Genomic DNA, 26,088 nt, shown 5'->3' on the forward strand with positions numbered 1-26,088 from the left:
AGCGAGATGAAGATGAACCCGGACTTTAAATCGATCGCGATCGGCGCACTCGCCGGATTGACGTCAGCGCTTCTGGTGCTGGCCGCGACGTCGCATCTGTCCGCCTCCATCGTCTTCCTCATTCTCGCCGGCATGCCGGTCTTCATCGCCGGCCTCGGCTTTGGCATCGTTGCCGCCGGCTCCGCGCTTGCCGCGAGCTTCATCGTTCTTTCCTTCACCGTTTCCCCGCTCTTCGCCGTGTCCATCCTCGCCCTGCCGCAGCTGCCGGCTGCCTGGATGTCGCGACTGGCGAATTTTGCGCGTCCCGCCGAAGAGCTCGGCGGTCCGGCCAATGTCATGGCCTGGTATCCGCTCGCCGACATGATGATGCGGCTTTGCACGCTGGTTGCCGTCGCCGTCGCCCTGACGCTGTTCGTGACCGGCTACAGCCGCGGCACCGCTTCGGACATCATCGGCGCCGCCATGAAGGCGCTCAGCGCGCAGGACCCGACCTTCAGCATGGACGCCGCCGTTCTCGCCCAGGTCACGGCCTTCTACTATTACCTGCTGCCGCTCAATCAGGCCGTCATGTCGGTCATCACGATCTTTGCCGCCTATTACTTCTCGGCCATCATCGTGCGCACGACCACCACGGCGCTGCGACCGCGCGAAGACATGCCCTCGGCACTGCGCATGAACCGCGACAGCATCTATGTGCTGGGCGTCGGCCTCACCCTGCTGATTGGCGGCATGGTCTCGCACAACAACGTGCTGACGATCGTCGGCTCGTCGATCTCCGGCGCCTTCGGCGGCGGCTTCCTGCTGGCGGGGCTTGCAGCCTTCCACCTGAAGAGCCGTGGCAAGTCCTGGCGGATGCCGGCGCTGATCCTCGCCTATCTCACCATTTCGCTGACCGGCGTCATCTTCCTGATCGTCGGCCTGCTCGATACCCGCCGCGCCATTGCGCTCACGCCTGTGGCCGGCACACCCACAGACAAGACCCCAACAGACACCTCGAACACCTGAAAGGAACATCACGATGGAAGTCATTCTTCTTGAGCGCGTCACCAAGCTCGGCCAGATGGGCGAAACCGTAAAGGTTCGCGACGGCTACGCTCGCAACTATCTCCTGCCGCTCGGCAAGGCGCTGCGCGCCAACGCTGCCAACAAGGCACGTTTCGAATCCGAGCGCGCAACGCTCGAAGCCCGCAACCTCGAGCGCAAGTCGGAAGCCCAGAAGGTTGCCGAGTCTCTCGACGGCAAGTCCTTCATCGTCGTCCGTTCGGCTGGCGAAACCGGCCAGATGTACGGCTCGGTTGCTGCCCGCGACATCGTTGAAATCCTCGCCAACGAAGGCTTCACGATCGCCCGCAACCAGGTTGAACTGAACAACCCGATCAAGGCCATCGGCCTGCACAAGGTTGAGCTGCACCTGCATGCAGAAGTCGCCGTTTCCATCGAGCTGAACGTTGCCCGTTCGGCCGAAGAAGCCGAGCGCCAGGCCAAGGGTGAAGACCTCACCTCGGCTGAAGCCATCTACGGCGTCGACGAAGACGCACTGCGTCCGGAAGACTTCTTCAACCCGGAAGCTGAATACGAAGACGAAGACGAAGCCTGATCGCTTCCTGTCTGGAGCATTCTCGAAGGCCCGGGTGGAAACACCCGGGCCTTTTGCGTTCGGCGCCCCATCCGACAGGCTCTCTTTTGAGCATTCCCGGCACCCGGCGAAAATTTAATCACTCGTTAAGAAATCCAGTTGATTCGCGGCGGAAAGTTTGTAATCCTTAGTATCAATACCGGTGAATAAGTTTGGGATTGCGTAATTCTGATCCGCGCTGGTGAGAGCGGCTCCCGCTCCTCGGTCAGGCGTCTGCCGTCCGGCAGACAACTCCCCTCCAGTGCTACAGCGGTCGACCCCGTTGCAAAAGGACGGACCTGCGCGGACCGGTGTTGCGACCGTTCAACGCGGCCGGCCAGCCAAGGATCATGGTTATCTGAGCGGGACTCTGGCGAGACCGTCCACCCTTCGCCGCCCCGCTTTCGCGCGGAGGCAAGCATGTATCGATTTCTAGACAGATTTCTTTCCCGATCTATTCTCAAGGGCAACCTTTCCATCACGGCATCGGACGGGAAGACCTATCGCTACGGCGACGGAACGGGCGAACCCGTTCACGCACGCCTCACCGATGCCGCAACTGAAAACCTGCTGATGCTCGACCCGGCCCTGAAGCTCGGCGAATGCTACATGCAGGGCTCCCTGCAGATGCTGGAAGGGTCGATCTACGACTTCCTCAAGGTGACGCTGACGAACATGCCCGGCAGCGTGGAGACGAAGAACTCGTTTGCGCGGCTGGCGCTTTCCATGCGCAATTTCGGCCATCTGGTCTCGCGCGGTAACGACTTCATGCGCGCCCGGCGCAACGTGCAGCACCATTACGACCTTTCGGGCGCGCTTTACGATCTCTTCCTGGATGACGACCGGCAATATTCCTGCGCCTATTTCCCGACCCCGGAAACGACGCTGGAAGAAGCGCAATTCGCCAAGAAGCGCCACATTGCCTCCAAGCTCAACTTCGACCGGCCTGGCCTTTCGACCCTCGACATCGGCTGCGGCTGGGGCGGGATGGGACTTTATCTGGCCGGGACGTTCGGGGCAAATGTGACGGGCGTCACGCTGTCGGACGAGCAATGGGCGATCGCCAACAAGCGGTCGGTCGCCAACGGCTTGTCCAGCCGGGCGGAATTCCTGCTCAAGGACTATCGCCATCTCGACCGCAAGTTCGACCGCATCGTCTCGGTCGGCATGTTCGAACATGTCGGCAAGAAGGGCTTCAACGAGTATTTCGAGAAGGCGGCGGCGCTGCTCGATGACGACGGCGTGATGCTGATGCACACGATCGGCCAGGCCTCGCCGCCATCGGCGACGAACCCGTTCATCGAGAAATACATCTTCCCCGGCGGCTACATCCCCTCCATGTCGGAAGTGCTGCCCGCCATCGAGCGGTCGGGCCTGATGCTGACGGATATCGAGATCCTGCGCTATCATTATGCCGAAACGCTGAAGCACTGGCGCGCCCGGTTCCTCGCCCATTGGGACGACGCGGCGAAGCTCTATGACGAGGACTTCTGCCGGATGTGGGAGTTCTACCTCGCCTCGTCGGAAGCCGCCTTCCGCTTCCTCGATCTCAATGTCTTCCAGTTCCAGCTGGTCAAGCGCCGCGACGCCCTGCCGATGACGCGCGACTACATGGTCGACACGGAACGCGCGCTGATCGCATCGGAACGGACGGATATGCGCGAAGCGGCCGAATAGGCCGTCTTCTGCCAAAACGACATCCGGCCTCGCCCGTCAGCGGCGGGGCCTTTTTGTCGGATCACTGCGCCGATTGCGGCAGGCCGAAGATCGAGTCGAAGGTGAGGTTGAAGAGATAGGTGTAGCAGAGGAAATAAAGCGCGAAGGAAATCTGGTAGACCAGCGCTTCGGCAAGCGGGATGGCGAGCCACCAGCTCATGAACGGGATGAAGAGCGCCAGCAGTCCTGTCTCGAAGCCGATAGCATGCGCCGCGCGGCGACGCTTCGAGCGGCCCTTCACCGTCTGCCGTTCCTCCCACCATTCGAAGCCGGTGGTGTAGACATAGTTCCAGCCGACCGCGATCAGCGAGGTCATCAGGGCAAAGCTGCCGGTGTCGAAGAACGGCTTGCCGAGCAGGACCGACAGCGCGAAGCCGACCGACAGTATGGCGAAGAACTCGTAAGAGGCAACATAGACCACGCGCCTGACCTTCGGTGTCATCAATTGCCCTGCTCCGCGCTCGTTCGACAGACCCTGTCTACATGAGGGGCCATGCCCAGGAAATGGGCGCAGCGCAGAATTTATCGCTGCGGCGCAAATGGAATAGCAATATGCGGTGAACCGGCCTATAGAGCCTCCCATCAGTCCGGCGTCCGCGCCATTTTCCAAATTCCGGTGCCATCATGTATCTCGGCATTCTCGCGGGCCTGACGACCTGTGCGCTCTGGGGCCTGACCTTCGTCGCGCCGCGCGCCGTCATGCCCTTTTCCGCCTTCGACCTCGCCGCCACGCGCTACGGCGTCTTCGGCGTGACCTGCATTCTTCTGATGTTCCATCGCCGCTTCCGCCCGACAGGATTGTCGCTCCGGCTCTGGATCTTCGGCATTCTGCTGGGCAGCGTCGGCTATGCGGGTTACTTCCTGCTGGTCTCCTTTGCCGTGAAGGATGCGGGCGCCGTGATCCCGCCGCTGATCACCGGGCTGATGCCGGTCCTGTTGCCCATCATCGCGAATTTCCGCGAGAATGCCCTGCCCTGGCGCGCGCTGGCTTTTCCGCTCAGTCTGATTGTCGTCGGGCTCGTCGTCGCGAATGCCTCCTCCATCGCCCATATCGACGTCGCAGGCACTTCGGTCGTGACGGGTGTGCTCTGGTCGACCGTGGCGCTGATCGTCTGGATCGGCTATGGCATCGGCAATGCAGCCGTCATGCGCCGGCCGGATGCGCCCGACGGGTTGCACTGGACCGGCGTTCAGGGCGTCGGCTCGGCGCTGTCTGCCATTCTGCTGCTTCCGACCCTCTCCTATGACCTGTTCACGACCGCCTCCACCGGCGAGATCGTCAATTTCGCAACCTGGTCGATCTCGATGGGGCTTGCCGCATCCTGGATTGCCACATGGTGCTGGGTCTATGCGTCAAAGCATGTGCCGCTGTCGCTGACCTCGCAGCTGATCATTGCCGAAACCGTCTTCGGCGTCGCCTTCGGGCTGATCTACGAACAGCGCCTGCCGACCGTCACCGAGGCCGCCGGCGCAATCCTGCAGGTCCTTGGCGTTGCCATGGCGGTCTATGTGTTCGGACGGGGCCAAAAGGTGGAAGTGGCAGCGCTTTAGGCCGGCAGAGGGCGCGCGGCAGCCGGACAAAGCGCTTCTATGCGGCGGCGGAAGAATAGGCGTTCAGATCCAGCGTGGCCGGAATTTCCCGATCCACCCCACCGCCCTGCCGCTTCACGCGGTAGGAGGCGGCGTCAGCCAACCGCATCATGTCGCCAAGATCGGCTGTCGAAGACGGTGCGATCGTGTAGCCGAGGCTGATGCCGATGGTGATGGGCCTGCCGGAGATGACATAGGGCATGCCGAGCGTGCCGAGAATTCTGGCAGCAAGCGCATCCGCATCGTCGGGATGGCTGAGCGTCGACTGGAGCATGACGAACTCATCCCCGCCGATGCGGACCGGAATGTTGCCGGGGCCTTGAAGCTCCTGCAGCCGCGTCCCGATCGCAGCCAGAAGCTCATCGCCAATGGCATGGCCGAAACGGTCGTTGACCGTCTTGAAGCCGTCGAGGTCGAAGCAATGGACACAGGTCAGCGTGTCTTCGTCCCGCTTCAGCGCCTGGAACGCCTCGGTCAATGCGATGCGGTTGCAAAGCCCGGTCAGCGGGTCGCGGCGGGCCTGCTGCTCGATTTCAAGCCGCAGGGAAATCTGTCTGGTTGCCATGCGATAGACATGCCAGACGCTCTGCATGGCGGCGCCGATGAAGACGGCAAAGATCGTCGCCAGGATCAGGTGGGCCGTATCGCCCTGCAGCGCGACCACGATGGTCGGCGGCACGGACGCAATCACGATGGCGGAGGCTGCGATATAGGGTCGAACCGACACTCGGCTGGCAACGCCGGCGCAATATCCATAGAGCAGCGCAGTTGCCAGGATCTGCACGGAGAGGTCGTGATAGATGAACATCAACGACCCCAGCCAGCAAATCGATGCAGCGGCGATGAACGTATGAAGCGCGTGGATCAGTTCCCATCTGACGGCTTCGTCAATGGTCGCCTGCCTCGTCGCGTTGAAGCGCTTGTGCGCCCGCATGACGAAAATCTTGGAAATCGAGATGCTGACGCCGCTGCCTACGGCCAGCAGAATTTGAATGTTTCCAATGCTGTCATAGGCAAACAGGCCGATCACGGCGATTGTCAGGCAGATCACCACCGAGGGCATGACGGTGTAGGCAAGTTCCGACACCAGGATCCTGAAAACATCATCCGGTTCTCTCGATGGCACGTCAAACCTCGCGGCGGAAAAGTGGGATGCAGGCAGGCAATATAGCGCGGCATAGTAGGGGGAACTGATTAATACTCCGTCGCCCGGCCGCGGCAGATCTATCATGCGAGCCACCCGGACTGGCGAATTCCGGGGGAATCGGGCGCGCCTCAATGAACACTGTCAATCCAAAAACATGGCTTTTCCACCCATGTTCACGCGTGCTGTGGGAATCATCTATAAGGGCGACTCCGCTCCGAAGAGGGCGTAAGAGATAAAGATTCCGCATGACAGATATTGGATGCCGACAATGAACGAAGCCGCGCGCAAGCTTGAAATGGTCAAACCGGGCGAGCCGCAGTACCGCGAGGCCCCGAACAACGTTGAGGCCGAGCAGGCGCTGCTGGGCGCCATTCTCATGAACAACGACGCGTTCTATCGCGTTTCGGACTTTCTGAAGCCCGCCCATTTCTATGAAGGGCTGCACCGCAAGATCTTCGAGGTCGCCGGCGATATCATCCGCATGGGCAAGACCGCGAACCCGGTGACGATCAAGACCTTTCTGGCCGCCGACGACCGCGTCGGCGACATGACCGTCGCGCAATATGTGGCGCGTCTTGCCGTCGAAGCCGTGTCGATCATCAATGCGGAAGACTATGGCCGGGCGATCTACGATCTGGCGCTGCGCCGCGCCCTGATCGGCATCGGCGAGGAAGTCGTCAATGTCGCCTATGACGCGCCGCTGGACATGCCGCCGCAAAAGCAGATCGAGGATACCGAACGCCGCCTGTTCGAACTGGCCGAAACCGGCCGCTACGATGGCGGCTTCCAGTCGTTCAACGATGCCGTTGCGCTGGCCATCGACATGGCCGGCGCCGCCTTCGAGCGCGACGGGCACCTGTCGGGTATCTCAACCGGCATCGTCTCGCTCGACAGCAAGATGGGCGGGTTGCAGCGCTCGGACTTGATCGTGCTTGCCGGACGTCCGGGCATGGGCAAGACGTCGCTGGCCACCAACATCGCCTACAACATCGCCGCAGCCTATGAGCCGGAAGTTCTGCCCGACGGCTCGTTCAAGGCGAAGAATGGCGGCGTCGTCGGCTTCTACTCGCTCGAAATGTCGGCCGAACAGCTGGCCACCCGTATCATCTCCGAACAGACGGAAGTCTCGTCCTCGAAGATCCGCCGCGGTGACATCACGGAAGCCGATTTCGAGAAGCTGGTCGCCTGCAGCCAGATGATGCAGAAAGTGCCGCTCTTCATCGACCAGACCGGTGGTATCTCGATTGCCCAGCTCGCGGCACGCGCCCGTCGCCTGAAGCGCCAGCGCGGCCTCGATTGTCTGGTGGTCGACTATATTCAGCTCATGACCGGGGCGAAGAAGTCGGGCGAGAACCGCGTGCAGGAAATCACCGAAATCACCACCGGCCTCAAGGCGCTGGGCAAGGAACTCAATGTTCCGATCATCGCGCTCTCCCAGCTCTCCCGTCAGGTCGAAAGCCGCGACGACAAGCGCCCGCAGCTCTCCGACCTTCGTGAATCGGGTTCGATCGAGCAGGACGCCGACGTGGTGCTCTTCGTGTTCCGCGAGGAGTATTACGTGAAGAACCAGGAGCCGCGCGATATGGCCGACCCGAAGTACCCGGAATGGGAAGCGCTGATGGACAAGGTCAAGGGCACGGCCGACGTCATCATCGCCAAGCAGCGTCACGGACCGACCGGCACCGTCAAGCTCGCCTTCCAGTCGGAATTCACGCGCTTTACCGACCTCGCCGACCCGAGCTTCATGCAATACGAAGAGCACTAGGCCGAAGCGGCACATTCCAGATCGCTTGATGCAAATGCCCCGGAGCGCGGTTCACGCATTCCGGGGCATTTGTCTTTCCTGGAGGGCGCTCTCCGCCCCTCCCCACCGTCCGCGGCGATCAGCCGGCCGGCGTCGTGTCATAGGCCGTGCGGCCGGCAACCCAGGTACGACGCACGACGGGCGTCCCCTGCTCCGGCCATTCGATGGCCACGAGGTCGGCCCGCTTGCCAAGCTCGATCGAGCCGCGATCATCCAGTCCGAGCGCGCGCGCCGGATTGCCGGAGACGAGCGGCCACAGTCCCGGCACCGTGCCGACACCGTCGGCGGCGAGCCGCGCCAGACCGATCAGCATGGCGGGATAATAGTAGTCCGAGGCGAGCACATCGCACAGGCCTTCGCGCAGCATTTCGGCCACGACCGGCGAACTGCCGAGATGGCTGCCGCCACGCGCGGCATTCGGCGCGCCGAAGACGATGGCGTCGCCGGCTTCGCGGGCGGCACGCGCCACCCGGCGGTTCATCGGGAATTCGCTGATGCGCGCACCCTGCCCGCGGAAATAGTCGCGCGTTTCGGTCTGGCTGTCATCGTGGGAGAGCATCGGGGCTCCGGCGGCGCGGCCGAGGCTCGCGACGGTGTCGATCACGCCCGGCACCTGCGGACGGCGCTCCCATATTGAGGCGATCAGCGCAATCATGTCATCGAGAGACATCTTCGCCCGCTTGGCACGCTCGCCCATCTTCGCGGCAAAGGCCGGGTCCTTCAGATCGACGACGGGAAAGTCGGGCGAGAATTCGAACGGGCGCTCCTGCATGGTGACGGACGGATCCAGCAGCGCCATGGACGTGTGGTCGTTGAAGGCGATGGCCGGCGTGAATTGACCCTGCAGGGCATCGCGGATGAGGTCCACCGCCTCGAAGCAGAAGCTTTCCCAGCGCAGCTGCAGGCGGTTTTCGACCAGAAGACGCGGCTGAAGCCTCGTCAGAGCATCGAAGATGGCACGGCCCATCTCCACGGAGCGGAGGCCAGGCTCCCAGCTCAGCGTCAGGGCGTGATAGGTGGTGGCGATGCCGTTGGCGGCCAGTTGGCGGTCGGTTTCAAGAAGCGCTGCGTCGACCGGAAACATCGTGCCCGGACGCGGCATGATCTGGCGCTCGAAGGCGTCGCCGTGGATGTCGATGAAGGCCGGGCCGACAAGAAGGCCGTGGCCGTCGATGACCATCGCCCCGTCGCGCGCACCGTCGATCGCCGTGATCCGCCCCGCCTCGAAACGCAGGCTGGCGCGCTCCAGCCGGCCGTCGATGACCAGCGTTGCGCCTTCGATCACGGTTGCCGCATTCTTCTCCATCGACAGGCCCTTTCCCTGAAACCATCGCGGACGCCTCACGGATCACGAGTCCTCAATGCGCCCGCGCCGGTCCTAGGCCGGTCGTGTGACAATTTGACGAAGATCGCGCTGCCGGCAAGGCGCCAGTTCGGTTCAGAGCCGGGGATCCGCAAAGCCCGGCCACGGTGGGGCGCCTGCCGAGGCGAGTGCCGCGAGGACGGCAACCGACGGCGACGGCGTCAGGACGGTGCACGATGCCGAGCGGGCCACCTGCCGGGGTGCACCGTAGCCATCATGGGTCCAGGGATGCAGCTGCTGCCTCCAGAGAAGAAGCGGTGTCGCCGGCGCATCGGCCATCGTCACCATGACGCCGTCGGGCAAATCGCCGATGAGCGCCTGCGTCATGCGCTTGCTTCCGTCCCGTCCGATGCGGGCGGCATGGAGTGCAGCATCCATCTCTGCCGAGGACGGCTTGATGCCGAAGGCAAGACGCCAGCCCTCCTGCCAGGCCTTGTAATCCTCGCGCCGGCACTCGGCGCAGGGCCGATGGCCGGCGGCCAGCGCCGTCGGCTCGTCGGCGAAGAAGAGCGGCGTGTAGCGGCCGGGTTTGTCAAAGGTCACCAGCAGGCCGCGCGGATGGGTGAGCCGGCAGGCAATCCAGCGCGGGACTTTCCAGTCGCGGACGATCGCGCCGGACCGGTCGCGAAGGTCGCCGCGATTGCCCATCAGCTGCCCGCGCGCCGGAACCGCCTCGAGCCGGCCGAAGGGTGTCACGCGGTTCCGCCTTGGCTCTGCCGGCATGGCAATCGCTCCTCTTCATCCCGTGCCAGACTAGGTGTGCCTCGCGCTTGCCGCAACCCGTTTCCGCACACCACCGTCCTCCCCGCCGGCGGCATGGCAGAGGGGCGAATTGCGCAAGCCTTGGTCCCTTGAATTGCCGCGCCGCTGGCGATTAAATCAGGGCGGGAGGCAAAGCACCGGGAACGACCATGAGCCTCAGCGTGACCATCCGTGACATTGCCTTCGTCCTGCGCTGCTCGGGCGCGGCCACCCTCGCCTACATGCTGGCCTCATCCGTCTTCGGGCTGACACATCCGGTCTGGGCTGCCGTTTCGGCGATCGTGGTTTCGCAGGAGAAGCTGTTCCAGACCCGCAATGCCATGCTCTGGCGCTTCGCCGGTACGATTGTCGGCATTGTCGTGGCGGTTGCCGCCGGCACATTCACCACGACGCTCGGCTGGGACATCGCCGTACAGATGGGGCTCAGCGTCGCCATCTGTGCCGCGCTTGTCAGACGCTGGCCGGACCTGAAGGTGGCGATGTGGACGGCCCCGATCGTCTTCTTCTCGCTCGAACCCGGGACTTCGCTCGTCGTGGCCGGCTATGCGCGCGGCAGCGAGGTTATCCTCGGCGGCGTGATCGGCGCGATCGTCCACTGGATCGCGGAGCGCATCATCGCCCCTCAGGAGCGAAACTCCGACGGTGCCCCGCCGCCCTGAAGCCTGCCGGTCCCGCCCCGCCTGCTGCCGCCGCGTGCTCGCGTGGCGGCTTACGACATCCCCATTCCTCCTCATGAAGAATTAACCATGTTTGACTAATTGTTAGCGGGCATAGCAATTGCGGGAGGTCGTACAATCATGTCGTTTGCAAGTCGTCTTTTCGGTCCGGCAGTTCCAAGACAGATCGGCGATCTGAGCAATCTCGCAGCCCTCGCCGTCGTGGATGACAGCGGCAGGATCATCTGGGCGAACGACGCATTTGCAGACCTTGCCGGATGTTCCGCCACAGGCGAGACCCTGCCCCGGCTGCTGTCCCGAGGCGCGCAGGAAACTTCGTCCGCGCTTGCCACGGCAAAGACCGGGCAGATCAACGCCACTCTCAACGGCCATGATGTCGTGCTGCGTGTTGCCGGCTCGAAGGCCGGGCAGCGGCTGGTGACTGTCGAGCCTGCCGCGCCGGAAACAGCACCCTATGGCAGCGCCTTTGACGTCATCTGGAACGTGCAGGCGGTTGCGGTCTTCGCCAGCGATGGCAAGCTTCTGGATGCAAGCCCGCTCTATGTTGCGGTGACCGGCTACAGCCTCGCGGAACTGAAGACGATGTCGGCGGCGCGGCTTGCCGATCCGCAGGAGATCAAGAGCGGCGCGCATGCGCAGTTCTGGCAGCGGGTGGCGCAGGAGGCCCGGGTCTCGCAGCTTGTCAGGCAGGTGAGCAAGACGGGAGACATTCTGTTCCTTCAGAGCAGCTTCTACCGCATCCCTGCTGAGGACGGGCAGCCTGAGAAAATTCTGCAATTTGCCGACGACACCACATACCGGATCAACTCGATTGCCAGGCTCGATGGCGCGATCCGCACGCTGTCCGAAGGCGATCTCATGGCAGACATCAAGGAGACGCTGTTCCCGACCGTCGACGGGACACGGCTTCTCTTCAATCAGGCGCTCAAGAAGCTGCGCAACGCCTTCCATGCCGCACAGGCGACAGCCGATGCGGTGAGCGCCGCCACCGGCGAAATCACGGATGCCGCGCGCAATTTCTCGCAGCGTGCAGAGCAGCAGGCCGCCGCCATCGAGGAGACGGCAAACTCGCTGAACCAGGTGACCGAGGCCGCCTCAGCCGCCTCCATGCGCGCCGAGGAAGCCGGCCGGGTGGTGAACGCGACGCGTCGCGAGGCCGAGCAGTCCTCCAGCATCGTCACCCGCGCCATCGACGCCATGGGGCGGATCGAGCAATCCTCCGCCGAAATCGGCAATATCATCGGGGTCATCGACGAGATCGCCTTCCAGACCAACCTGCTGGCGCTGAATGCCGGCGTCGAAGCCGCGCGTGCCGGCGACGCGGGCAAGGGCTTTGCCGTCGTTGCCCAGGAGGTTCGCGAACTGGCGCAGCGCTCGGCCAATGCCGCCAAGGAAATCAAGGCACTGGTCGGGGCGTCGGGTGAAAATGTGCGCACCGGCGTTTCGCTCGTTGACGAGACGGGCCGTGCGCTCACCAATATCGCCAGCCAGATCGCCATCATCGATTGCCATGTGGATGCCATCGCCACCGCGACCGGCGAACAGGCACGCAGCATCCGCGACATCAATGGCGTCGTCGACCGCATGGAAGGCGGCACGCAGCAGAATGCCGCGATGGCCGAAGAGACCACCGCCTCCATCCAGTGTCTGAACGACGAGATCTCCAACCTGGTGAGCATGCTGTCGCAGTTCCGCACCGGCACTGCCGCAGGCAGTCATGCGCCGCGCCCTGCAATCCGGGCGGCCGTCACGACACGACCGGCCGCGGCTCCTGTCCGCCGACCGGCTGCTCCCCCCTCCCGGCCGGCTTACTCGCGCACCGCGACCGCAGCCAAGCAGCAGGACTGGGAAGAGTTCTGACCGCTCGGACCATCTGTTGCTCCGTCTGCATAACCACGATGCACGGGGTGCTGCATCTTTCGGCATAAAACTGGCAAACGTCAGTCTTTGATGGGGCGACGCCTGTTTTGTCCGCATCTGCCTCTCATGGCATGGTGCTTGCATTTCGCTGAGCAGATCACAACAAGGAGTGACCATGCTCAGAAGACAATTCATCGCCATCGCCGCCGCAACGTTTGCAGCCACCGCAGCACTGACGGGCGCCGCCCATGCCGATGCGCTGGCCGACATCACCAAGAGCGGCACGCTGAAAGTGGCCGTCCCGCAGGACTTCCCGCCGTTCGGCAGCGTCGGTGCGGACATGGCCCCGCAGGGCTATGACATCGACATGGCGAAGCTGATTGCCGAAAAGCTTGGCGTGAAGGTCGAACTCGTGCCGGTCACCAGCGCCAACCGCATTCCCTATCTCCAGACCAAGAAGGTCGATCTCGTCATTTCGAGCCTCGGCAAGAACCCGGACCGCGAAAAAGTCATCGACTTCTCCTCAGCCTATGCGCCCTTCTATAACGGCGTCTTCGCGCCGGCTGACGCCGCCATCAAGTCGGCAGCCGACCTTTCGGGCAAGACGATTGCCGTCACGCGCGGTGCCGTCGAGGATCTGGAACTGACCAAGGTTGCGCCTGCTGACGCGACGATCAAGCGCTATGAGGACAATAACGGCACGATCTCCGCCTTCCTCTCGGGCCAGGTCGATGCGGTTGCCACCGGCAACGTCGTTGCCGCCGCGATCATCGCCAAGAACCCGCCGAAGAAGCCGGAAATGAAGTTCCTCATCAAGAACTCGCCCTGCTTCGTCGGTCTCAACAAGGACGAGCCCGCCCTTCTCGAAAAGCTGAACGCGATCATCGCGGAGGCCAAGAAGGACGGTTCGCTGAACAAGATCGCCGAAAAGTGGCTGAAGGCCCCGCTTCCTGCCGATCTCTGATCGGCGCATGCGGGTCGGCCCTCCTCCCGATTTTCTCCCGGGCCGGCCCGCCTCTCTTTCTCTTCTGTCTTGGTGATACCGGCGCTCGGCCGGCATGAGGTGAGGCTTGGCCTACCATTTCGATTTTTCCTGGATCCCCGACTATTCGGGCGTGATCCTCAAGGGGCTGGCGATCACGGTCGAGCTGACGGTTGTCGGCGGGCTGGTGGGGCTGACGCTCGGCACTTTCTGCGCCTGGGGCCGCGCGCTCGGGCCCAACTGGCTGAAGCCCATTGTCGGTGCCTATGTGGAGCTGATCCGCAACACGCCCTTCATGATCCAGCTCTTCTTCATCTTCTTCGGCCTGCCCTCCATCGGCGTTCACATGAACGAGCTGCTGGCCGCCAATATCGCCATGGTGATCAATCTCGGAGCCTATAGCGCCGAGATCATCCGCGCCGGCATCCAGGCGACGCCGCGCGGGCAGTTCGAGGCGGGGGCGAGCCTTGCCATGTCGCCGATCCAGACCTTCCGCCATGTCATCCTTTTTCCGTCGCTACAACGCATCTGGCCGGCGCTGTCCTCGCAGGTGATCATCGTCATGCTGGGCTCGGCCGTCGTGTCGCAGATTGCGGCGGAAGACCTGACCTTCGCGTCCAACTTCATCCAGTCGCGCACCTTTCGGGCGTTTGAAGCGTATCTGCTGACGACGGTCGTCTACCTGGCGCTCGCGGTCCTCCTGCGCGCCGCCATGCGCGGCATCGGCGTGATCATCTTCCCGAGACGGAGGCGCGCATGAGCGACTTTTCCACCTGGGACATCCTGCGCAACCTGCTGCTCGCCGCGCGCTGGACCGTCGTGCTCTCGCTCGTCTCCTTCATCGGCGGCGGCCTGCTCGGCACGCTCCTGCTCTTCATGCGGATCGGCAAGGTCTCGGCCGCCCGCGCATTCGCACGCTATTATGTCGAGCTCTTCCAGGGCACGCCGCTGCTCATGCAGCTCTTCCTCGCCTTTTTCGGCCTCGGGCTTTTCGGCGTCGATGTGCCGGCCTGGCTGGCCGCCGGTCTCGCGCTCGTCTGCTGGAGTGCGGCCTTCCTGATGGAAATCTGGCGCGGCTGCGTCGATGCCGTCGCCAAGGGGCAATGGGAGGCCTCGGCCAGCCTCGGCATGGGCTATCTGCAACAGATGCGCCACATCATCCTGCCGCAGGCGATCCGCATTGCCGTGCCGCCGACCGTCGGCTTCTCCGTGCAGGTCGTCAAAGGCACCGCGCTCACCTCCATCATCGGCTTCGTCGAACTGTCGAAGGCCGGAACCATCGTCACCAACGCCACCTTCCAGCCCTTCACGGTCTACGGGTTCGTGGCGCTGATCTATTTCGCCCTGTGCTGGCCGCTGTCGAAGAGCGCCCAGGTGCTCGAAAGGAAACTGAATGTCGCTCATCGAAATCACTGAAGTCCGCAAAGCCTTCGGCGACAACGAGGTGCTGAAGGGGATCAATCTCGATGTCCAGCCCGGCGAAGTCATCGCCATCATCGGCAAGAGCGGTTCGGGCAAATCCACGCTGCTTCGCTGCATCAACGGGCTGGAGACGATCAATGCCGGCTCGATTGCCGTTGCCGGCGCACAGCTTCTCCCCGACGAGCTGCATCTCAGGGCCCTTCGGCTGAAGGTCGGGATGATCTTCCAGCAGTTCAACCTCTTTCCGCATCTCACCGTCGGCGGCAATGTCATGGTCTCGCAGACCGTGGTGAAGAAGACCGGCAAGGCGGAAGCCGAGACCATGGCGCGCAAGATGCTCGACCGGGTCGGTCTCGGACACAAGTTCGATGCCTATCCGGACGAGCTTTCGGGCGGCCAGCAGCAGCGCGTGGCGATCGCCCGCGCGCTTGCCATGGAGCCGATCGCGCTTCTTTGCGACGAGATCACCTCGGCGCTGGACCCGGAACTGGTGCAGGAAGTGCTGGCCGTGGTACGCGAGCTTGCCGCCGAAGGCATGACGCTGATCATGGTGACGCATGAGATGAAATTCGCCCGCGACGTCTGCTCGCGCGTCGTTTTCATGCATCAGGGCCGCGTTCACGAAATCGGCCCGCCGGAGGAGGTCTTCTCCAATCCGCAGACCGCCGAACTGAAGCAATTTCTCGGCATGCTGTGAGCGCAAAAATGCGGCACGCACCTGTGCGACATGCATCCGACGCGATTGCCTTCGCAGGTGCGAGATAGTAAGCCTTGCGGCATGACCGACGAATTCGACGACGACCTCATGTTCACGCCTTTCGAGGCGGCCCCTTCACGCCTGACGATCGACCTTGGCGCGCTTGCCGACAACTGGCGCATGCTGGCCAAGGCGTCGGGAAAGGCGCGCGCGGGCGCGGCCGTCAAGGGTGACGGCTATGGTCTCGGCATCGAGGCCGTCGTGCCTGCCCTCTACGATGCCGGCTGCCGCGACATGTTCGTGGCGACGCCGGACGAAGGCATGCTGGCGCGGCAGTTTGCGCCCGAGGCGCGCATCTTCGTGCTAGCAGGCGTCTGGCCGGGCGTCGAAGCTCAGTGCTTCAGCCACGATCTCGTTCCGGTCCTCGTCTCCGAAGAGCAGATCGCCTGCTGGACGAATGCGGTGGCCTTCGACGAGGAGCGCCCCTGCGCGCTGATGGTCGATACCGGCATGAACCGGCTCGGGCTTTCGGTCGAGGAAGCGCTGGCGCTGGCGGGCGATCCGACGCGGCCGGCAAGCTTCTCGCCGGTTCTGATGCTGAGCCATCTGGCCTGCGGCAGTGACCCGTCGCATCCGCTCAACCGCAAGCAGCTTGAGTCTTTTCAAACCGTTGCCGCGGCCTATGAAGGCGTTGAATCAAGCCTTGCGAATTCGCCCGGCATCCATCTCGGGCCGGACTACCATTTCGACCTGACGCGCCCCGGCATCGGCATCTATGGCGGCGAGGCGCTGGATGGCGTCAGGAACCCGTCCCGGCCGGTCGTCACCGCCGAGACCCGCATCCTGCAGATCCGCCACGCCAGGGCCGGCGAACCGGTGTCCTACGGCGCGACCCATGTGCTGACGCGCGACAGCCGTCTCGCCATCGTGTCGACGGGTTATGCCGACGGCTACCACCGCGCCCTTTCCGGCAGCGGCATCCCGTTGCGGGAGAACATCCGGCAGGGCGGCTTCGGCTTCGTTGCCGGGCGCCGCGTGCCGGTCGCAGGCCGGATCACCATGGACCTGACGATCTTCGACGTCACCGATGTTCCGGAAGGCGATATCCGCGCCGGCGACTATATCGAGCTCTTCGGCGAGAACATCCTTCTGGACGATGCCGCGCGCGCGGCCGGAACAATCGGCTACGAGCTGCTGACCAGCCTCGGCAATCGCTACCAGCGGGCCTATATCGACGGGTAAATGCCGCTGAGGCGCATCGCTTCACGTAAGGCAAGACTCTAATATTGCTGGCAATATTCGTTCCTGAACCGTTTCTGAAACACATTTTCAATATATATGTGTTCGAATAGGTATCATGCGAACTCGATGGCGCATTCCTGCACGAAACGGCATGCCGATGGACTCCGAAGACAAGACACCGCCCCCGCCGACAGACGATCCCATGGAGCGTCCCCGGCGCATGCGTGTCTTCAAGGGCGCGCATGCGGCCTTCAACCAGGAGCACAGCGCCGTTCCCTGTGTCGTCCGCGACCTCAGCGAAACCGGCGCCAAGATCGAATTCAATCTGGGCTGGATCGTGCCGTCGAATTTCACGCTTTTCGTCGAACTCGACAGTTTCAAGGTCGAGTGCGAGAAGGTCTGGCACAAGGGCGACCTCTACGGCGTGCGCTTTACTGGCCCGCGCATCCCGACAGACGTCGTGCGCAAGCAGCGCGTCGATCTCTATGACGCCCGCAACGCCGTCGACGAGACGGAGACGACACAGGCGCCCACTCCGAGCACCAGCCGGCATCCGAAGAAGCCGGTCTTCGGCAAATTCAAGTAAGCCCCCCGCGTGAGGCCTATTCCGCGGCCTCGATGACCGGCACGGCCACCGTCTTCAGCGAAATCGCCACACCATTCAGCACCGAGTTGCCCGAAAGCGGATCGCGCGTGTCTTCAGGAATGAGAGCATTGACGTTGACGCCTGGGTTGCGCGCGGCCAGCCCCAGTCTTGCGCCATCAGCATTGTGCCCCCAGCCATGCGGCAGGCTGACAACGCCCGGCATCATGTCGTCGCTGATCTCGACCGGCACCAGAAGGCTGGTCCCGTTGCCCGTCACCTCCGCCAGCGCGCCATTGGCAAGGCCGTAGCGCGCGGCATCCGCCGGATGGACCAGCAGCTTGCAGCGGTTCGGCCCCTTGGCGAGCGTCGGCAGATTGTGCATCCAGCTGTTGTTGGTGCGCACATCGCGGCGGCCGATGAGGACGAGATCGGAGGCAGGCTCGTCGAGTGCTGCATCGACACGGGCGAGATCGGCAATGAAATCCGCCGGCGCGAGTTCGATCCGGCCGGAGGGCGTGCGCAGGATTTCCGGAATGCGTGGCTCGTGAAGGCCGAGATCGATGCCGTAGCGCGTTGCCTTGACCTTGGCGAGCGTCAGCCCTTCCGGCTTGCGGCCGAAGCCGTCGCCATAGGGGCCGCTGCGCAGCTCCAGTTCGACAAGGCGGTCCGGCCCCCTGAGACCGGAGACCAGCTGCATGAGCTGGTCCGTCATCGGGCCGGCGAGCTTTTCGACTTCCGCTCGGGTCATCTCGTCATCGAGCGCCTGCGGGTCGACATTCGGCCCCCTGCCCTGGACGAGGCCGGTGAAGCGCATGATCGCCTGCCATTCCGACAGCCGCCCCTCCTCGATCTCGAAGGTGGCGGGCGAATAGCGCGCCGTGTTGCGCCAGGCAAACTGGCTGAAGAGCACGTCCCAGTGGCTGTCTTCCAGCGGCGAGGTGCCGGGCAGGATCACATTGGCGTGGCAGGTCGTCTCGTTGATGTAGATGTCGAGGCTGACCATGAAGTCGAGCGTCTCCAGCGCCTTCGACAACTTCTCGCCGTTCGGCGCGGAGAGGATCGGATTGGCGGCCACCGAGATCATCGCGCGGATGCCCTTGTCGCCCGCCCGGGTGATTTCGTCGGCGATGGTGCTCACCGGAAACTCGCTCATGATTTCCGGAACCGGGCCGGATTTCATGGTCCTGCGGCCAACCTTGATGCCGCGGCCGGAGCCCGGCGCGCCCTTGGTGTTGGCCGCAAAGGCTGCGGCCTTCGGGAACATCATGCCGCCCGGCTCGTCCATATGGCCGGTGAGGATGTTGACGACGTCGATCAGCCATGAGTTCAGCGTGCCGAAGCCCTGAACGCAGGTGCCGATGCGGCCATAGAGGGCGGCGCGCTCCGTGTTGGCAAGGTCACGAGCCAGCCTGCGGATATCCTCCGCCGCAATGCCGCAACGCGGTGCCATGCGCCCGGCGTCATAAGGCGCGACGGCCGCTTTCAGGTCAGCAAGGCCGTTCAGGTAATCGCCAAGCCGGCCTGTCTTCACCAGACCTTCGGCAAACAGCGTGTTGACGAGACCGAGCAGCAGGAAGACATCCCCGCCGGGGCGGATGAAGAGATGTTCGTCCGAGACCTTCGCCGTTTCGGTGCGGCGTGGGTCGATGGTCACCATGCGCCCGCCGCGCGCCCGAAGCGCCCTCGCCTTGCCGCGGAAATCCGGCACCGTCCAGAGGCTGCCATTGGAGGCCATGGGGTTCGCACCGAGGATGACAAGGAGGTCCGTGCGGGTGATGTCCGGCACGGCAATGCTCATCCAGCTGCCAAACATCTCGCCAACGGCGCGGTGCTTGGGCATCTGGTCGACGGTGGAGGACGAGAAGATGTTCGGCGTACCGAGCGCTCTCAAGAGGCGCTGCGAGAACAGGTTGATGCCATAGCGATGCGACGCCGGATTGCCGAGCACCGCGCCCACCGCCTCGCGCCCGTGCGTCTCGATCACCGGCATCAGGCCACGCTCGATCTCGGCGAAGGCCTCGTCCCAGGACGCCTCCTCGAAACGTCCGTTGCGCTTGATCATCGGCATGCGCAGACGGTCCGGATCGTCATGCAGATCGGCCAGCGCCACGCCTTTCGGACAGATATAGCCCTGCGAAAACGGGTCGTTCTCCGCGCCACGCACCGAGACAACGCGTCCATCCTCATGCGCAACCTCGAGGCCGCAGCAGGCCTCGCAGAGCGGACAAATGCGGTAGCTTGTTTCGACGGCCATGGTACTCCTCCCGGGCTGGCGACATACCGACGAGTATGTGGCAAATGGCAGATTTGTACAAGCGTGAACGGATGGCGATTGATCGCGAGGGAAAGGGCCTGCGGCGATTGCAGCGGCGGCGCGGGGTCGCTAAATAGAGCCCTTGATTCTACTTTTGTTCCGGGGTTGATGATGGCCAAAGCACGCGCACAATTTGTCTGCCAGAATTGCGGCACCGTTCACTCCCGCTGGGCCGGCAAATGCGAAGGCTGCGGCGAGTGGAACACGATCATCGAAGACGACCCGACGGGCGGCATTGGCGGCGGGCCGGGCAAGGTGCCGAAGAAGGGTCGCGTCGTCGCTCTGACCGCGCTGTCCGGCGAGATCGAGGAAGCGCCCCGCATCGAGACCGGCATTTCCGAGCTTGACCGCGTAACGGGTGGCGGCTTCGTGCGCGGCTCGGCCGTGCTGGTCGGCGGCGATCCCGGCATCGGCAAGTCGACGGTCCTGATGCAGGCGGCGGCAGCCCTGTCGCGGCGCGGACAGAAGGTCATCTATGTCTCGGGCGAAGAGGCCGTCGCCCAGATCCGGCTGCGCGCGCAGCGGCTGGGCGCCGACAAGACCGACGTGCTGCTCGCTGCCGAGACCAATGTCGAGGATATTCTGGCGACGCTGGCCGACAGCGGCAAGCGGCCGGACCTTGCGATCATCGATTCGATCCAGACGCTCTGGTCAGACACCGCCGATTCGGCCCCCGGCACGGTGACGCAGGTGCGCGTCGGCGCGCAGGCGATGATTCGCTTTGCCAAGCAGACGGGCGCGGCCATCGTTCTCGTCGGCCACGTCACCAAGGAAGGTCAGATCGCCGGTCCCCGCGTCGTCGAGCACATGGTCGATGCGGTTCTCTATTTCGAGGGCGATCGCGGCCATGACTACCGGATTCTGCGCACCGTCAAGAACCGCTTCGGGCCGACCGACGAGATCGGCGTCTTCGAAATGTCCGACAAGGGCTTGCGCGAAGTCTCCAATCCCTCGGCGCTTTTCTTAAGCGAACGCAATGCGAAATCGCCGGGTGCTGCTGTCTTTGCCGGCATGGAAGGGACGCGCCCCGTTCTGGTGGAAATCCAGGCGCTCGTCGCGCCCACCTCGCTTGGTACGGCGCGGCGTGCCGTCGTCGGCTGGGATTCGGCGCGGCTCTCGATGATTCTCGCGGTGCTGGAGGCCCATTGTGGCGTGCGGCTCGGACAGCACGATGTCTATCTCAATGTCGCCGGCGGATATCGCATTTCCGAGCCCGCAGCCGATCTGGCTGTGGCTTCCGCACTGGTTTCATCGCTTGCCGGTATTGCCCTTCCGCCCGATTGCGTCTATTTCGGCGAAGTCAGCCTCTCAGGCGCCGTGAGACCCGTTGCGCAGGCCGCGCAGCGCCTCAAAGAAGCCGAGAAGTTGGGATTTACGAAGGCCGTTCTGCCGGTCTCGGGCGACGCACTCAAGGGCGCGGGCGGCCAGTGGACGGAAATCGAGAGCCTGCCGGATCTCGTGGCGCGCATTGCGGGCTCGAAGCTGAAGGCCAGGCAGGACCAGGACGAAGAATAAGACCGCCGGAAGCGGTCTCATGGGGAAACGGGCCACGGCATCGCGAAGGTCCGTGGTTCTTGAAAGGTGGAGTGACACTCAATGCCCATTACGCTTCTCGACGGCATCGTGCTTGGCGTGGCGCTGTTCTCGGCTGTCCTTGCCATGGTGCGTGGTTTCTCGCGCGAGGTGCTCTCGGTCGCCAGCTGGGCAGGCTCGGCGTACGCCGCCTACAAGCTCTATCCCTTCGTGCTGCCCTATGCGCAGCAATATACGAGCTCCAAGACGGTGGCTCTCGCCGGTTCTGCGGGTGTCGTCTTCCTTGTCGCGCTCATCCTGCTTTCCTATATCACGATGAAGATTGCGGATTTCATCATCGACAGCCGCATCGGCGCGCTGGATCGCACGCTCGGCTTCCTCTTCGGGGCAGCGCGTGGCGTTCTGATCGTCGTCGTCGCCATGATGTTCTTCAACTGGCTGGTCGAGCCGACCAAGCGTCCGGACTGGATCTCGAACGCCAAGTCGAAGCCGCTGATCGACAATCTGGGCAACCGGCTGATCGCCATGATGCCAGACAATATCGATGCGACGCTGCTTGAGCGCCTGAAGGGTGTCATGCCTCAGAAGGCCAATGAAGAAGCGCCGGATGACGGTGCTGCCAATGACGACGGCACTGCGCCCGACAATGCAGCGCCGACAGATGCGAAGACGCCCGATGCAACAAAGGCGCCTGACACAACCAAGGCGCCGCGGAAAAACGGCACAAACGGATAAATCTGCCTGCGGCCCCCGAACGGGGCCGCAAATGATTTTGCCGAGGAGCAAACGGAATGAACCATCTTGAACATGAGGCCATGGTAGACGACGACAGCCCGGAGGCAGACGCATTCCGCGACGAATGCGGCGTGTTCGGCATTTTCGGCAAGTCGGAAGCCGCCTCGCTCTGCACGCTCGGCCTGCATGCGCTCCAGCATCGCGGCCAGGAAGCGGCAGGTATCGTTTCCTATGACGGCAAGCAGTTCTATGTGGAACGCCATGCCGGCCTGATCGGCGATACGTTCACCAAGACCTCGGTGCTCGAGCGCCTGCCCGGCAATCGCGCCATCGGCCATACCCGCTATGCCACGACCGGCGGCGGCGGCATGCGCAACGTCCAGCCCTTCTATGCCGAATATGACGGCGGCGGCTTTGCCATTGCGCACAACGGCAACCTGACCAATGCGCTGACCGTGCAAAAGGCGTTGCAGAAGCGTGGCGCGATCTTCTCCTCGACCTCGGATACCGAAACCTTCCTGCATCTCATCGCCATGAGCGAGGGCAAGGATTTCCTCGACCGCTTCATCGATGCGCTGAAGCAGGTGGAAGGCGCCTATTCGCTCGTCGGCCTGTCCGAGAAGAAGCTGATCGGCGCGCGCGACCCGCTGGGCATTCGCCCGCTCGTGCTCGGCGATCTCGACGGTTCCTACATTCTCGCCTCCGAGACCTGCGCGCTCGACATCATCGGCGCGCGCTATGTCCGCGACATCAAGGCTGGCGAAGTCGTGGTCATTACCGGCAAGGGCATTGAAAGCCATTTCCCCTTCGCCCCGGTGCCGACCCGTTTCTGCATCTTCGAATATGTCTATTTCGCCCGTCCGGATTCCAATCTGGAAGGCCGCAACGTCTATGACGTGCGCAAGCGCATCGGTGAAGAGCTGGCGCTGGAAAGCCCCTGCGACGCCGATATCGTGGTCCCCGTGCCGGATTCCGGCGTTCCCGCCGCCATCGGCTTTGCGCAGGCATCCGGCATTCCCTTCGAGCTCGGCATCATCCGCAATCACTATGTCGGCCGGACCTTCATCCAGCCGTCGCAGTCGATCCGCCACATGGGCGTCAAGCTGAAGCACAATCCGAACCGCAAGATGATCGAAGGCAAGCGTGTCGTGCTGGTCGACGATTCGATCGTGCGCGGCACGACCTCGCAGAAGATCGTGCAGCTGGTGCGCGACGCGGGTGCGAAGGAAGTGCATATGCGCATTGCCTCTCCGCCGACCATGTCGCCCTGCTTCTACGGCGTCGACACGCCGGAAAAGGCGAAGCTGCTCGCCTCGCGCATGTCGATCGAGGACATGGCCGATTTCATCAAGGTGGATTCGCTCGGCTTCCTCACCATCGACGGGCTCTACCGCGCCGTGCGCGAACCGCAGCGCAATGCGGAATGTCCGCAGTTCTGCGACGCCTGCTTCAGCGGCGAGTATCCGACCCGCCTGATGGACCAGGAAGTCGATTCCAAGATCCGCAGCCTCTCGCTGCTGGCCAGCAACGGTTGAGGTTAGACGATCATGGGGGGAATTCTGGACGGTCGTGTCGCGCTGGTCACCGGCGCATCGCGGGGGATCGGCTATTTCACGGCCATCGAGCTTGCCAAGGCCGGCGCGCATGTCATTGCCTGCGCGCGCACGACCGGCGGGCTCGAAGAGCTGGATGATGCGATCAAGCGGGAGACGGGCGAAGGTGCGACGCTCGTGCCCTTCGACCTCGCCGACATGAACGCCATCGACGCGCTCGGCCAGGCGATCCACGATCGCTGGGGCAAGCTCGACGTGCTGGTGGCCAATGCCGGCATTCTCGGCGTCATCTCGCCGATCGGCCATGTCGAGGCCAAGGTGTTCGAGAAGGTCATGCTGCTGAACGTCACGGCGACATGGCGGCTGATCCGCTCGGTCGAGCCGCTGCTGACGAAGTCGGACGCCGGACGCGCCGTCATTCTCTCCTCGGGCGCTGCCCACAAGTGCCGGCCGTTCTGGGGTCCCTACTCCGCCTCCAAGGCCGCCGTCGAGGCGCTGGCGCGGACATGGGCGGGCGAGCAGCAGAATTTCACGCTCCGCGTCAATGCCGTCGACCCGGGCGCGACCCGCACCGCGATGCGCGCGCAGGCCATGCCGGGCGAAGATCCGGATTCGCTGCCGCATCCCTCCGACGTCGCCAGGGCGATCCTGCCGCTCACCGATCCGGCGATGACCGAGACCGGCCGGCTCTATTCGGTGCGCGAGAAGCGGTTCCTGACGTATCATATGCCGGACTGACAGGCGCTCGCACGGGCGTTCTCCTTCGGGTCAAGCTACGGGTTCGGCGCATCCGCTTCGCGGCTGCGCCGTTTTCCTTTCGCACTTGCGTTAAGTCAAAGACAAAAAGCCAAAAAATCGATTTTTCCTTGTCCTGACGCGCACTTACACGGCGCGGCCGATTTTTGTTGATTCGTCATGTGCCGCAAGGCGCTGGACAAGGAGCATGCATGTCTTCGAAGAGCCGTATCCAGGACCAAACACTGATCAACCGCATCATGAGCGCCGAAGACGCTGCCGCCCTCATCCCCTCGGGCGCCACGGTCGGCATGAGCGGCTTCACCGGTTCAGGCTATCCCAAGAGCGTGCCGCTGGCGCTGGCCAGACGCATCGAAGCCGCGCATGCCGCAGGCTCGCCGTTCAAGATCAAGGTGTGGAGCGGCGCATCCACCGGCCCGGAGCTCGACGGGGCGCTTGCCAAGGCGGACGCGATCGAATTCCGCCTGCCCTACAATTCCGACCCGATCGCCCGCGAGAAGATCAACAACGGCCAGATGAACTATTTCGACATTCACCTGAGCCAGGTCGCGCCGCTGGTCTGGGAGGGTTTCCTGGGCAATCTGGACATCGCGCTCGTAGAGGTCTCCGGCATCACCAACGAAGGAGCGCTCATCCCCTCCTCCTCCATCGGCAACAACAAGACGTGGCTCGACCGTGCCGACAAGATCATCCTCGAGGTCAACCGCTGGCAGAGCGAGGCGCTCAACGGGATGCATGACATCTATTACGGCACGGCGCTGCCGCCGCATCGCGTGCCGATCCCGCTGGTGCGCCCCGACGACCGCATCGGCCAGCCGCATTTCCGCGTCGACCGCGAGAAGATCATCGCCATTGTCGAGACCGACGCGCCCGACCGCAACGCGCCCTTTGCCGCGCCGGATGACGTCGCGCGTGCGATCGCCGGCCATCTCCTCGAATTCTTCGCCCATGAGGTGAAGATGGGGCGGCTGACGAAGAACCTGCTGCCGCTGCAGTCAGGCGTCGGCAATGTCACCAATGCCGTTCTCGCCGGGCTGATGGATGCGCCCTATGAAAACCTGACGGCCTTTACCGAGGTCATCCAGGACGGCATGCTCGATCTCCTCGATGCCGGCAAGCTGCGCATGGCCTCCGCCACGGCCTTCTCCCTGAGCCCCGAGGCCGCCGAGCGGCTGAACAACGAGGCGGAGCGCTATCGCCACAAGCTGATCCTTCGCCCGCAGGAAATCTCCAACCATCCCGAACTCGTCCGCCGGCTCGGCTGCATCGCCATGAACGGGCTGATCGAGGCCGATATCTACGGCAATGTGAACTCGACCCATGTCATGGGCTCGCGCATCCAGAACGGCATCGGCGGCTCGGGCGACTTCGCCCGCAACGCCTATCTCTCGATCTTCATGACGCATTCGACCGCCAAGAAGGGCGCGATCTCGGCCATCGTCCCGCAGGTCTCGCATGTCGACCACATCAACCAGGATGTCCATGTCATCGTGACGGAACAGGGGCTGGCGGATCTTCGCGGCCTCAGCCCCAAGCAGCGCGCCGAACTGGTCATCGCCAACTGCGCGCACCCGGCCTATCGGCCGATGCTGGAGGACTACTACCACCGCGCGCTCAAGACCTCCTACGGCCTCCACGCGCCGAACATCCTTTCGGAGGCGCTGTCATGGCATCAGCGGTTTGTGGAAACGGGGTCGATGCTGCCGAAGTGAGGGGGCATCGCCGAACCGCCGA

At 63.6% G+C, this 26,088-nt stretch carries 23 protein-coding genes; 18 read left to right on the forward strand and 5 right to left on the reverse strand.

The annotated features are described in order from the left end of the window. Window positions 1-6 precede the first annotated feature (6 nt). The 3 genes from LQK84_RS02815 (at window position 7) to LQK84_RS02825 (ending at window position 3,292) form a co-directional block, all read left to right on the forward strand. A complete protein-coding gene (locus LQK84_RS02815) occupies window positions 7-1,005 on the forward strand; it encodes a DUF2232 domain-containing protein (RefSeq protein WP_230827065.1) in 999 nt (332 codons plus the stop codon). 13 nt (window positions 1,006-1,018) lie between these two features. Continuing rightward, window positions 1,019-1,597: a 50S ribosomal protein L9 gene (gene rplI / locus LQK84_RS02820; protein ID WP_230827066.1), complete on the forward strand. Its 579-nt coding sequence runs from the start codon at window positions 1,019-1,021 to the stop codon at window positions 1,595-1,597. Between the two features lie 438 nt (window positions 1,598-2,035). Further along, window positions 2,036-3,292: an SAM-dependent methyltransferase gene (locus LQK84_RS02825; RefSeq protein WP_230827067.1), complete on the forward strand. Its 1,257-nt coding sequence runs from the start codon at window positions 2,036-2,038 to the stop codon at window positions 3,290-3,292. Between the two features lie 61 nt (window positions 3,293-3,353). Here the strand turns inward: LQK84_RS02825 and LQK84_RS02830 are convergent, their stop codons facing one another. Beyond that, window positions 3,354-3,773, reverse strand: a complete 420-nt coding sequence (locus LQK84_RS02830) for a PACE efflux transporter (protein WP_230827069.1) — start codon at window positions 3,771-3,773, stop codon at window positions 3,354-3,356. Between the two features lie 182 nt (window positions 3,774-3,955). Between LQK84_RS02830 and LQK84_RS02835 the strand changes: the two genes are divergently transcribed. Beyond that, window positions 3,956-4,882, forward strand: a complete 927-nt coding sequence (locus LQK84_RS02835) for a DMT family transporter (RefSeq protein ID WP_230827070.1) — start codon at window positions 3,956-3,958, stop codon at window positions 4,880-4,882. A gap of 37 nt (window positions 4,883-4,919) precedes the next feature. Here the strand turns inward: LQK84_RS02835 and LQK84_RS25200 are convergent, their stop codons facing one another. Next, window positions 4,920-6,047 carry a GGDEF domain-containing protein gene (locus tag LQK84_RS25200; protein WP_230827071.1) on the reverse strand — a complete coding sequence of 376 codons (1,128 nt, stop codon included), beginning with the start codon at window positions 6,045-6,047 and terminating at the stop codon, window positions 4,920-4,922. Window positions 6,048-6,336: 289 nt separating this feature from the next. Between LQK84_RS25200 and LQK84_RS02845 the strand changes: the two genes are divergently transcribed. Next, entirely contained in the window at window positions 6,337-7,833 is a 1,497-nt protein-coding gene (locus tag LQK84_RS02845; protein WP_230827072.1) for a replicative DNA helicase, read from the forward strand. Between the two features lie 118 nt (window positions 7,834-7,951). On the opposite strand, the gene LQK84_RS02850 is transcribed toward LQK84_RS02845, so the two are convergent. Continuing rightward, window positions 7,952-9,178 (reverse strand): alpha-D-ribose 1-methylphosphonate 5-triphosphate diphosphatase, encoded by a 1,227-nt coding sequence (locus LQK84_RS02850; RefSeq protein WP_230827073.1) that lies wholly within the window; start codon window positions 9,176-9,178, stop codon window positions 7,952-7,954. 132 nt (window positions 9,179-9,310) lie between these two features. Then, window positions 9,311-9,958 carry a hypothetical protein gene (locus tag LQK84_RS02855; protein WP_230827075.1) on the reverse strand — a complete coding sequence of 216 codons (648 nt, stop codon included), beginning with the start codon at window positions 9,956-9,958 and terminating at the stop codon, window positions 9,311-9,313. 188 nt (window positions 9,959-10,146) lie between these two features. On the opposite strand from LQK84_RS02855, the gene LQK84_RS02860 reads away from it, so the two are divergent. The 8 genes from LQK84_RS02860 (at window position 10,147) to LQK84_RS02895 (ending at window position 17,463) form a co-directional block, all read left to right on the forward strand. Next, window positions 10,147-10,656, forward strand: a complete 510-nt coding sequence (locus LQK84_RS02860) for an FUSC family protein (RefSeq protein ID WP_230827076.1) — start codon at window positions 10,147-10,149, stop codon at window positions 10,654-10,656. A gap of 138 nt (window positions 10,657-10,794) precedes the next feature. Further along, window positions 10,795-12,534, forward strand: coding sequence for a methyl-accepting chemotaxis protein (locus tag LQK84_RS02865; protein ID WP_230827077.1), 1,740 nt, complete (start codon window positions 10,795-10,797; stop codon window positions 12,532-12,534). A 175-nt stretch (window positions 12,535-12,709) separates the two neighbouring features. Then, window positions 12,710-13,498, forward strand: coding sequence for a transporter substrate-binding domain-containing protein (locus LQK84_RS02870; RefSeq protein WP_230827078.1), 789 nt, complete (start codon window positions 12,710-12,712; stop codon window positions 13,496-13,498). A 106-nt stretch (window positions 13,499-13,604) separates the two neighbouring features. Next, window positions 13,605-14,276 carry an amino acid ABC transporter permease gene (locus LQK84_RS02875; RefSeq protein ID WP_230827079.1) on the forward strand — a complete coding sequence of 224 codons (672 nt, stop codon included), beginning with the start codon at window positions 13,605-13,607 and terminating at the stop codon, window positions 14,274-14,276. Then, complete coding sequence (locus LQK84_RS02880) at window positions 14,273-14,932, forward strand: amino acid ABC transporter permease (RefSeq protein WP_230827080.1); 660 nt, start codon at window positions 14,273-14,275, stop codon at window positions 14,930-14,932. The genes LQK84_RS02875 and LQK84_RS02880 overlap by 4 nt, the downstream gene beginning before the upstream one ends. Further along, the gene (locus LQK84_RS02885; protein ID WP_230827081.1) at window positions 14,910-15,635 is read left to right on the forward strand and encodes an amino acid ABC transporter ATP-binding protein; all 726 of its coding nucleotides are present in this window, start codon (window positions 14,910-14,912) and stop codon (window positions 15,633-15,635) included. The genes LQK84_RS02880 and LQK84_RS02885 overlap by 23 nt, the downstream gene beginning before the upstream one ends. Before the next feature lie 81 nt (window positions 15,636-15,716). Continuing rightward, window positions 15,717-16,877, forward strand: coding sequence for an alanine racemase (alr, locus tag LQK84_RS02890; RefSeq protein WP_230827082.1), 1,161 nt, complete (start codon window positions 15,717-15,719; stop codon window positions 16,875-16,877). A gap of 151 nt (window positions 16,878-17,028) precedes the next feature. Then, a complete protein-coding gene (locus tag LQK84_RS02895) occupies window positions 17,029-17,463 on the forward strand; it encodes a PilZ domain-containing protein (RefSeq protein ID WP_230827084.1) in 435 nt (144 codons plus the stop codon). Between the two features lie 16 nt (window positions 17,464-17,479). On the opposite strand, the gene LQK84_RS02900 is transcribed toward LQK84_RS02895, so the two are convergent. Then, window positions 17,480-19,717 carry a molybdopterin-dependent oxidoreductase gene (locus LQK84_RS02900; protein WP_230827085.1) on the reverse strand — a complete coding sequence of 746 codons (2,238 nt, stop codon included), beginning with the start codon at window positions 19,715-19,717 and terminating at the stop codon, window positions 17,480-17,482. Window positions 19,718-19,888: 171 nt separating this feature from the next. Here LQK84_RS02900 and radA point away from each other — a divergent pair, with 171 nt between their 5' ends. From radA to LQK84_RS02925, 5 genes are all read left to right on the forward strand, one after another. After that, complete coding sequence (gene radA, locus LQK84_RS02905; RefSeq protein WP_230827086.1) at window positions 19,889-21,292, forward strand: DNA repair protein RadA; 1,404 nt, start codon at window positions 19,889-19,891, stop codon at window positions 21,290-21,292. Between the two features lie 81 nt (window positions 21,293-21,373). Then, a complete protein-coding gene (locus LQK84_RS02910; protein ID WP_230827087.1) occupies window positions 21,374-22,045 on the forward strand; it encodes a CvpA family protein in 672 nt (223 codons plus the stop codon). A gap of 80 nt (window positions 22,046-22,125) precedes the next feature. Continuing rightward, on the forward strand, window positions 22,126-23,580 hold the full coding sequence (gene purF / locus LQK84_RS02915; protein ID WP_230827283.1) for an amidophosphoribosyltransferase: 1,455 nt from the start codon (window positions 22,126-22,128) through the stop codon (window positions 23,578-23,580). A 12-nt stretch (window positions 23,581-23,592) separates the two neighbouring features. Beyond that, window positions 23,593-24,336 (forward strand): SDR family NAD(P)-dependent oxidoreductase, encoded by a 744-nt coding sequence (locus tag LQK84_RS02920; protein ID WP_230827088.1) that lies wholly within the window; start codon window positions 23,593-23,595, stop codon window positions 24,334-24,336. A 209-nt stretch (window positions 24,337-24,545) separates the two neighbouring features. Continuing rightward, window positions 24,546-26,066 (forward strand): acetyl-CoA hydrolase/transferase family protein, encoded by a 1,521-nt coding sequence (locus LQK84_RS02925; protein ID WP_230827090.1) that lies wholly within the window; start codon window positions 24,546-24,548, stop codon window positions 26,064-26,066. Window positions 26,067-26,088: the final 22 nt, after the last annotated feature.

Source organism: Rhizobium sp. C4, from assembly GCF_021026315.1.
In the GTDB taxonomy this organism is placed as follows: Bacteria; Pseudomonadota; Alphaproteobacteria; order Rhizobiales; family Rhizobiaceae; genus Ensifer_A.